The 7,932-nt window shown below is 71.2% G+C and carries 10 protein-coding genes; 7 read left to right on the top strand and 3 right to left on the bottom strand.

The features are described 5' to 3' along the window. Positions 1 to 194 precede the first annotated feature (194 nt). Together msrA and BrevBR_RS09560 are read left to right on the top strand one after the other, a co-directional pair. A complete protein-coding gene (msrA, locus tag BrevBR_RS09565) occupies positions 195 to 839 on the top strand; it encodes a peptide-methionine (S)-S-oxide reductase MsrA (protein WP_332640674.1) in 645 nt (214 codons plus the stop codon). Positions 840 to 900: 61 nt separating this feature from the next. Then, positions 901 to 1,191: a hypothetical protein gene (locus tag BrevBR_RS09560; protein WP_332640673.1), complete on the top strand. Its 291-nt coding sequence runs from the start codon at positions 901 to 903 to the stop codon at positions 1,189 to 1,191. Positions 1,192 to 1,230: 39 nt separating this feature from the next. On the opposite strand, the gene BrevBR_RS09555 is transcribed toward BrevBR_RS09560, so the two are convergent. Continuing rightward, positions 1,231 to 1,851, bottom strand: coding sequence for a TlpA family protein disulfide reductase (locus tag BrevBR_RS09555; RefSeq protein WP_340000744.1), 621 nt, complete (start codon positions 1,849 to 1,851; stop codon positions 1,231 to 1,233). 58 nt (positions 1,852 to 1,909) lie between these two features. On the opposite strand from BrevBR_RS09555, the gene argH reads away from it, so the two are divergent. From argH to lysA, 3 genes are read left to right on the top strand one after another with little or no spacing between them, the layout of a single operon-like run. Continuing rightward, positions 1,910 to 3,277, top strand: coding sequence for an argininosuccinate lyase (gene argH, locus BrevBR_RS09550; protein ID WP_340000781.1), 1,368 nt, complete (start codon positions 1,910 to 1,912; stop codon positions 3,275 to 3,277). Between the two features lie 9 nt (positions 3,278 to 3,286). Then, a complete protein-coding gene (locus BrevBR_RS09545) occupies positions 3,287 to 3,523 on the top strand; it encodes a hypothetical protein (RefSeq protein ID WP_332640671.1) in 237 nt (78 codons plus the stop codon). Between the two features lie 3 nt (positions 3,524 to 3,526). Then, entirely contained in the window at positions 3,527 to 4,816 is a 1,290-nt protein-coding gene (gene lysA, locus BrevBR_RS09540) for a diaminopimelate decarboxylase (RefSeq protein WP_340000743.1), read from the top strand. On the opposite strand, the gene BrevBR_RS09535 is transcribed toward lysA, so the two are convergent. After that, positions 4,813 to 5,343, bottom strand: coding sequence for a phosphoribosyltransferase (locus BrevBR_RS09535; protein ID WP_332640669.1), 531 nt, complete (start codon positions 5,341 to 5,343; stop codon positions 4,813 to 4,815). The two genes, lysA and BrevBR_RS09535, sit on opposite strands and share 4 nt — an antisense overlap. Next, the gene (locus BrevBR_RS09530; RefSeq protein ID WP_332640668.1) at positions 5,336 to 6,274 is read right to left on the bottom strand and encodes an MJ0042-type zinc finger domain-containing protein; all 939 of its coding nucleotides are present in this window, start codon (positions 6,272 to 6,274) and stop codon (positions 5,336 to 5,338) included. Before BrevBR_RS09530 ends, BrevBR_RS09535 begins: the two co-directional genes overlap by 8 nt. Positions 6,275 to 6,341: 67 nt before the next feature. Here BrevBR_RS09530 and BrevBR_RS09525 point away from each other — a divergent pair, with 67 nt between their 5' ends. Next, a complete protein-coding gene (locus tag BrevBR_RS09525) occupies positions 6,342 to 7,052 on the top strand; it encodes a cell division ATP-binding protein FtsE (RefSeq protein ID WP_332640667.1) in 711 nt (236 codons plus the stop codon). Then, complete coding sequence (locus BrevBR_RS09520) at positions 7,049 to 7,930, top strand: cell division protein FtsX (RefSeq protein ID WP_340000742.1); 882 nt, start codon at positions 7,049 to 7,051, stop codon at positions 7,928 to 7,930. The genes BrevBR_RS09525 and BrevBR_RS09520 overlap by 4 nt, the downstream gene beginning before the upstream one ends. Positions 7,931 to 7,932: the final 2 nt, after the last annotated feature.

Below are 7,932 nucleotides of genomic sequence, written 5' to 3'. Positions count from 1 at the left end.
TTCCGCTAAAACCGGAAGGCCGATCGGCCAGCCTTCGGCCTCAAGCAGGCCGAAGGCCGGCAGGCCAGACAAAAAGCAGCCCCCGGTCCTCGAAAGAGGGCCGGGGGTTCTTGCTTTGTGGGGTCTTGAAACCTCGCGTCGCGAGGGATCGTATATCCAGGCGGACGCCCGATGCGTCCGCCGGAGATCGTCCCATGTCGCGCCGCGCCCTCGCCAGCCTGATCCTGCTCGCCATCGCGGCCTGTTCGCCCGGCGACCCCGCCGAAAGCGCGCCCTCCCCCCCGGCGGCCGCCCCCCAGGTCCGCGACAGCGGCCGGCGCGAGGTCGCCGTCTTTGCGGGGGGCTGTTTCTGGTCCACGGAGGCCAATTTCGAACACATGCCCGGGGTCGTCTCGGCCGTGTCAGGCTTCGCCGGAGGCGCCGGATCGGCCCCGACCTATGCGCAGGTGGTGCGCGGCGGAACCGGACATCTGGAGGCGGTCCAGGTCACTTTCGATCCGGCCCGCATCACCTATCGCCAACTGGTCGACCGGTTCTGGCTGACCATCGACCCGACCGACCCCGACGGCCAGTTCTGCGATCAGGGCCCCTCCTACGCCACCGCGGTCTTCGCCACCGCGGCGCAGAAGCCGGCGGCCGAAGCATCGCGCCGTGCGGCGGCGGCGCGGATCGGAGCGGCCCGCTTCGTAACGCCGGTGCGCGACGCCGCCCGGTTCTGGCCGGCGGAGGCTTATCATCAGGACTTTGCCCGGCTGAACCCCGAACGCTATGCCGGCTACACGCGGTTCTGCGGCCGGGCGGCGCGTCTGCGCGCGGTCTGGGGCGCCGCTTCGACGTGAGGCGCAACCGCGCCCCCTTCCCCGCGTTTACCGCCAAGGTTCACCGCTGAAGGGGATTCCCATGCGCATCCAGACCATCACGCTCGCCGCCCTCGCCGCCCTGTCGCTGGCCGCCTGCAGCCAGGCCGAGCAGGACAACGCCCAGGCCGACGCCAATGAAGCCGCCGCCGACACCGGACAGGCCGCCGAGGAGGCGGGGTCCGCGCTGAAGGAGGAAGCCGCCCAGGTCGGCTCGGCCATCGCGGCCGGCGCCAGCGAGGTTGCGCAGGAGGTCGATGAGGCCACCGACAAGCTGGAGGAAAAGGCGGACGATCAGAAGGCCGAGACCGCGACCGACACCCGGGGGAACTAGGAGTCCGCGCCCGGGACGGCCGCGACCGCCTCGCGGCCGTCAGCGCCCTTCAGCAAGGAGGGCGTCGATCAGTTCGCGGACCTCGGGGCTGGCCCAGTCGGCCTCGCCCGAGAAATGCGCCCGAATCCGGCCCTGCCGGTCCAGCAGCACGGTCTGGGGCATCTTGCCCTTGCCCGGCAATTCGAACGGCAGCTGGAATTTCGGATCACTGTACAGCGGCAGCGGCTCGTGCACGTCGATGAAGCTCTTGGCGTCGGCGATCTTGTCCGCGTCATTGTCGACATTGATCGGCAGAACGACCAGGTCCCCGCCTTCATAGGCCTCGGCCAGACGGGCCAGGGTCGGCATTTCGGTGCGGCAGGGCAGGCACCACATGGCCCAGACGTTGACCACCACCACCTTGCCGCGGAAGTCCGCCAGCCGGGTGTCGGCGCCGTCACGCGTCTTGAACACATAGGCGGGCGCCGGCTCCAGCGCGGCGGGGGTTTCCAGCGAGGCGATCGAGCCGCGGGCGAACCGCGCCAGCTCGCTTTTCGCGGCGGCCGGCGGCGGCGCTTTGTCGATCGCGCCGGGTTTGGCGTATAGCAGCGCGGCGCCGCCGATCACGCCGATCAGCAGCACGCCCGCCGCAACGCCCAAAACCGCTTTCGAGACCTTCATGTCCGATCCAACGCCGCCCGCCCCGACCAAAGCCGATCCGAATGCGGAAGGTCAAGACATGTGGGGCGGACGCTTCTCGGCGCGCCCCGCCGACATCATGCAGGCGATCAACGTCTCGATCGGCGTCGACCGCCGCCTGTGGGCCCAGGATCTGGCCGGATCGCGGGCCCACTGCCGCATGCTGGCGGCGCGCGGCATTGTGACCCGGGACGACGCGGACGCCATTCTGAACGGGCTGGACGCCATCGAGGGCGAGATCCGCGACGGCTCCTTCCCGTTCCGCGACCAGTTCGAGGACATCCATATGAATGTCGAGGCGCGGCTGGCCGAACTTGTCGGCGAGCCGTCGGGCCGACTGCATACGGCGCGCAGCCGCAACGACCAGGTGGCGACCGATTTCCGCCTGTGGGTCCGGGACGCCTGCGACCGGGCGATCGAGCAGTTCAAGGGGTTGCAGTCCGCCCTGCTGGTCCGCGCCGAACAGCACGCCGGCGACCTGATGCCCGGCTTCACCCATCTGCAGACCGCCCAGCCGGTCACCCTGGGCCACCATCTGATGGCCTATGTCGAGATGTTCGGCCGCGACGCCGGACGTTTCGCCGACGCCCGCAGGCGGATGAACGAGAACCCGCTGGGCGCCGCCGCCCTGGCCGGCTCGCCCTTTCCCATCGACCGGCACATGACGGCCTCGGAGCTGGGCTTCGACCGGCCGATGGCCAATTCGCTGGACGCCGTCTCGGACCGCGATTTCGCGCTGGAGAGCCTCGCCGCCGCCTCGATCGCCGCCGGCCATCTGTCGCGGCTGGCCGAGGAGATCGTGATCTGGATGACGCCGATGTTCGGCTTCGCCAGCCTGCCCGACGACCTGACCACCGGCTCCTCGATCATGCCGCAGAAGCGCAACCCCGACGCCGCCGAACTGGTGCGGGCCAAGACGGGCCGCATCATGGGCTCGCTGGTCGCCCTGTCGATGGTGATGAAGGGCTTGCCGCTGGCCTATTCCAAGGACATGCAGGAGGACAAGCCGCCCGTGTTCGAGGCCTTCGACGCCCTGACCCTGGCGCTCGGCGCCATGACGGCCATGGTCGCGGCCCTGCGGCCCGATACGGAGCGGATGCGAGCCGCCGCCGGTTCGGGCTTCTCGACCGCCACCGATCTGGCCGACTGGCTGGTGCGCGAATTGAACCTGCCGTTCCGCAAGGCGCACCACGTCACGGGCGCGGCGGTGAAGCGGGCCGAGGCCCTGGGCGTGGATTTGTCGCAACTTCCTCTCGCCGAACTGCAATCGCTTGAAGCGGGCGTGACGGAAGCGGTTTACAAGGTGCTGACCCCTGAGGCCTCCTGCGCCAGCCGCCAGAGCTTCGGGGGCACGGCGCCGGAACAGGTCCGCGCGCGCATCGCCGAATGGAAGACGCGTCTCGCGTAGGGGATTGGGATGAAATCGATCGTCAGCCTGGGCGTCCTCGCCCTGTTCGCCCTGTCCGCCGCCGGCTGCGGCCGCATGGCCGATCTCGAGGCTCCGCCCGCGAAGAAGACCGAGCGCAGCCAGCGCGACGCCCGTGCGCCCGGCCTGCCCGAGCCCGCCACCGTCTATCGTCCGCCCAGCACCGCGCCGATCGAAGGGGGGCCGACCAGCCCCTACAACGGCCCGGGCGCCCAGCCGAACCGCTAGGCCTTGCACCATTTCGACCGGATCGACGGCGCGCTTCACGCCGAGGGCGTGCCGCTGGAATCGCTCGCCGAGGCCGTGGGCACGCCGGCCTATGTCTATTCGACCGCGACCCTGACGCGGCACTACGGCCTGCTGCGCGAGGCCGTCGACGCGCATCGGGACGCGCTGGGAGACGCCCTGATCGCCTTTGCGGTCAAGGCCAACTCCAACCTGTCGGTGCTGGCCACCCTCGCGCGGCTGGGCTGCGGCGCCGATACGGTGTCCGAGGGCGAGATCCGGCGGGCTCTGGCCGCTGGCGTTCCGGGCGACCGGATCATCTTCTCGGGCGTGGGCAAGACCGACGCCGAACTGGCCTTCGCCATCGACGCCGGCGTGCGCCAGATCAATGTCGAGAGCGGCGCCGAGCTGGACCGGCTGATCGCCGTGGCTTCTTCAAGGGGCAAGGCCCCGGCCATCGCCATCCGCGTCAATCCGAAGATCGGGGCCGGCGGCCATGCGAAGATCACCACCGGCGGGGCGACCGACAAGTTCGGGGTGCCCGTGGAGGAAGCCATCGACCTCTACGCCCGCGCCTCGGCCTCGCCGCATCTGACGCCGGTCGGTCTGGCCTGCCACATCGGCAGCCAGATCACTTCACTGGAGCCCATGGAGGCCGCCTTCCGCACCCTGCGCGAGGTGGTCCTGACCCTGCGCGCCAACGGCCATTCAGTCAGCCGCCTCGACCTCGGCGGCGGGCTGGGCGTACCCTATCACGGCCAGACCGACACCCCCTCGATCGCCGACTACGCCGCCATGTGCGCGCGGGTGCTGGAGGGACTGGGCGTCGAGGCCGCCTTCGAGCCGGGCCGGCTGCTGGCCGCCAACGCCGGCCTGCTGCTGAGCCGCGTCATCCAGATCAACCAGCGCGCCGGTTCTGCTGGAGAGGACGGCCGCCGTTTCCTCGTGCTGGACGCGGGCATGAACGACCTGATGCGCCCCGCCCTGTACGACGCCTTCCACGACCTGGCGCCGGTGCGTCCGCGCGAGGGTGAGCGTCTGGCCTATGATCTGGTCGGGCCGATCTGCGAATCCACCGACATCTTCGCCCGCGACCGGATGCTGCCGCCGCTTCAGGCCGGCGACCTCGTCGCCTTCATGAGCGCGGGCGCCTATGGGGCGGTGCTGGCCAGCGAATATAATTCGCGGCCTCTGGTCCCGGAAGTGCTGGTGGATGGCGCCCGCTGGGCCGTGGTCCGGTCGCGGCCGTCCTACGATGAGATGTTCGAGCGGGAGCCCCGCGCCGACTGGCTCTAGTCCAGGGCGCAGACGTCCGGCAGGCCGCGCAGGGCCCCGGCGTGGTCGAGGCCGTATCCCACCAGGAACCGGTTCGGCGCCTCCCAGCCGACGAAGTCCGGCTCGGGCGCCCGCGGCAGGGGCCACGGTTTTTTGGCGAAGACCACCGTCAGCACCTCGGACGCGCCCGCCTCGGTGGCGATCCGCACCGCCTCGGCCAGCGACAGGCCGGTGTCGAAGACGTCGTCGATGATCAGGACCCGGCGGCCCGCGATCGGCCGCTGGAAAGGCGCATAGACGTCGATCCGGCCCCGGCTTTCCTTCTCGTCGCCGTATGAGGCCAGCCACAGGGCGTCGAAGCGGACATTGCGGCCCAGACGCGACAGGGCGCGGGTCAGGTCGGCCGCGAACCACAGACCGCCGGTCAGCAGGACGGCGGCGACGGTCTCGTCATCGATGACGGGGGCGATCCGCGCCGCCAGTTCGGCGACGACGCGCTGAACCTCGGCTTCGGGCAGGAGAACGGTCGGCGGGGAGGTCTCAGCCATTCGAGGCGGATAGCGCCTCGACGGCATGCGTGTCCACCACCGGAACGGCGTCGATCGGCTGCATGTCCAACGGGGCGGACGAACCCGACGACAGGGCGGGGCGCAGACCGGCGCCGCCGGTCTCGTGCAGCGGCGCGGAACTGGGCTCATGGACAGCGGGCGGCGCGGCGCGGCGAGTGTCGGCCCGGACCGGCGCGGGTGCGCGCGGTTCGGCGGGATGGGCGGGCGGAGCGTCGAGCACAAAGTCGACGCCGATGCCCTGACCGCGCGCGCCCGGGTCAGCGATCACGGCGGCGAAGCCCTGGACCTTGCCCGGCAACACGGGGGCGGCGTCGATGCGGACCACGGCGTGGCCGATCTCGGCCCCCTGCGCGTCCAGCAGGGCCACGCGCACCGGCGGAGCGGTCCGTTCATTGTCGCGCACGTTCCTGAGCGCGCCCGAGACCAGCACCTTGCCTGGATCGCTTGGCAGGGGTTTGGCGGTGATGGCCTCGAAATCAAGACCCGTCGGGTTCACGGTCAGGCCGACGGCGGCGTAGGCCTGGGCCGCGCGCGGGGCCATTTCGACCACTTCGACCCGGAACAGCCAGGCGCTGGCCAGCAGGGCGGCGAAGCCCGAGGCGATGCCGGCCCAGACAACGCCATGGGTCGCGGCGCGGCGCAGGCGGCGCTGTTGCTCGGCGCGGGCGCGGAAGGCGCGGGGCAGTTCGGGCGCCGGCGTCTCGGCCAGCGATTCGGGCTCGACCTCTTCGCGCGAGGCGAAACTGGCGGCCTCCGCCGCGGCGGTCGAGACCGACAGCTCCAGCGGCTCGTCGAGGGTGGCGCGCCAGGTGTGTTTGCAGTCCTTGCAGCGCACGGTGCGGCCGCCGGGCCCGATCGCCTCATCGGGGGTGAAATAGCTGGTGGCGCAGGACGGGCAGGTCAGTATCATGTCGGCTGACTGCGAGGCTCTTCGCCCCCTCCCGTCGCGGTGCGAACCGCGTCCTGACCCAAAATCGATGTCCGTCCAGCCCCGCCGCGCCACACGATCCGCCGCCTCGACCGACACCGTCCGCCTGTCCGGCGTGGGGTTCGGCTATGGGGCGACGCACCGCGCGCTGCGGGACGTTAACCTCACCTTGCCATCGGGCTCTTTCCACTTCCTTACCGGGCCCTCCGGAGCGGGGAAGTCGACCCTGCTGAAACTGCTGACCTTGCAGGCCCGTCCCGACGCGGGGACGCTGCACCTGTTCGGCGAGGACGCCACAGCGGCGCCGCGCAAGGCCCTGCCCGATTTCCGCCGGCGTATAGGCGTGGTGTTCCAGGATTTCCGCCTGCTCGACCATCTGTCGGTGTTCGAGAATGTCGCCCTGCCCCTGCGGCTCGCGGGAGGGCGCCAGGCCGACTACGCCGCCGACGTCGGGGAGATGCTGGACTGGGTTGGTCTGGGCGACCGGATGGACGACCTGCCGCCGTCGCTATCAGGGGGAGAACAGCAGCGGCTGGCCATCGCCCGCGCCGTGGTGGCTGGTCCAGACCTGATCGTGGCCGACGAACCGACCGGCAGCGTCGATGCGAAGATGGGCGAGCGGCTGCTGAAACTGTTCCAGTCGTTGAACAAACTGGGCGCCACAGTGCTGATCGCCAGCCATGACGAGGCCCTGGCCGAACGGTCGGGCGCGACGATCCTGCGCCTCGACGGCGGCCGGCTGAGCGGAGGAGGGGCGTGATCCGCCGTCTGTTCTCCCGCCGCGCCTCCCTGCTGCCGCGCGATGCGGGCGGCGAGCGCTGGCTGGCGTCGCTGATCGCCGTCCTGTGTTTCCTCGCCTGCCTGTCGGCCGTGGGCGCCGTCTCGGCTGACCGCGCCGCCCACGGCTGGGCCCGTCAGCTGCGCTCGGAAGCCACTGTTCAGGTCCGGCCCCGCGTCGGCGAAACGGGAGCCGAGGCCGCCGCCCGCGCCGCCGAGACCCTGGCCGGGGTCCCCGGCGTGACCGAGGCCGAGGCCATGGACCGCAAGACCGCCGAGGCCCTGCTACGGCCCTGGCTGGGCGACGCCGTCCTGCCCGACCTGCCCATCCCCCATCTGGTCACCGTGCGGCTGGACCGCTCTGCGCCCGCCAGCGCCGTCAGCCTGAGCCGGGCGCTGTCGAGCGCCGGCCTCGACGCCACCGTCGACGACCACAGCCTGTGGCGCGGCGAGGTCGAGCGGTCGGCCGCCCTGATCACCGTGCTGGCGCTTGCGGCCTTCCTGCTGACGGCCGGAGCGGCGGGCGCCGCCGTGGCGTACGCCACCCGCGCCGGCATGGCCGCCCAGAACGGGTTGATCGACACCCTGAGCCTCAACGGCGCCTCGGACAGCGCCATCGCCGGCCTCTATCAGGTCCGCTACGGCCTGGTGGCGGCGGTCGCGGGCGGGATCGGCGCCCTGACCGCCATGATCCTGGTCGCGGGCCTGCGGTTTCTCGGCGGGTCTGAAGGCGTCACCCCGGCCCTGCCGCTGATGTGGAGCGATGTCCTGATCCTCTCGCCATGCCCGCTGCTGGCCGCTACGGTGGCGCTTGCAGCGGCACGCTTCACGGCGCTGGCGCGATTGAAGGGGCGTCACTAGGT

The sequence above is a fragment of the Brevundimonas sp. BR2-1 genome, from assembly GCF_037626195.1.
GTDB lineage: Bacteria > Pseudomonadota > Alphaproteobacteria > Caulobacterales > Caulobacteraceae > Brevundimonas.
This window is presented reverse-complemented; position numbering and strand designations above follow the sequence as displayed.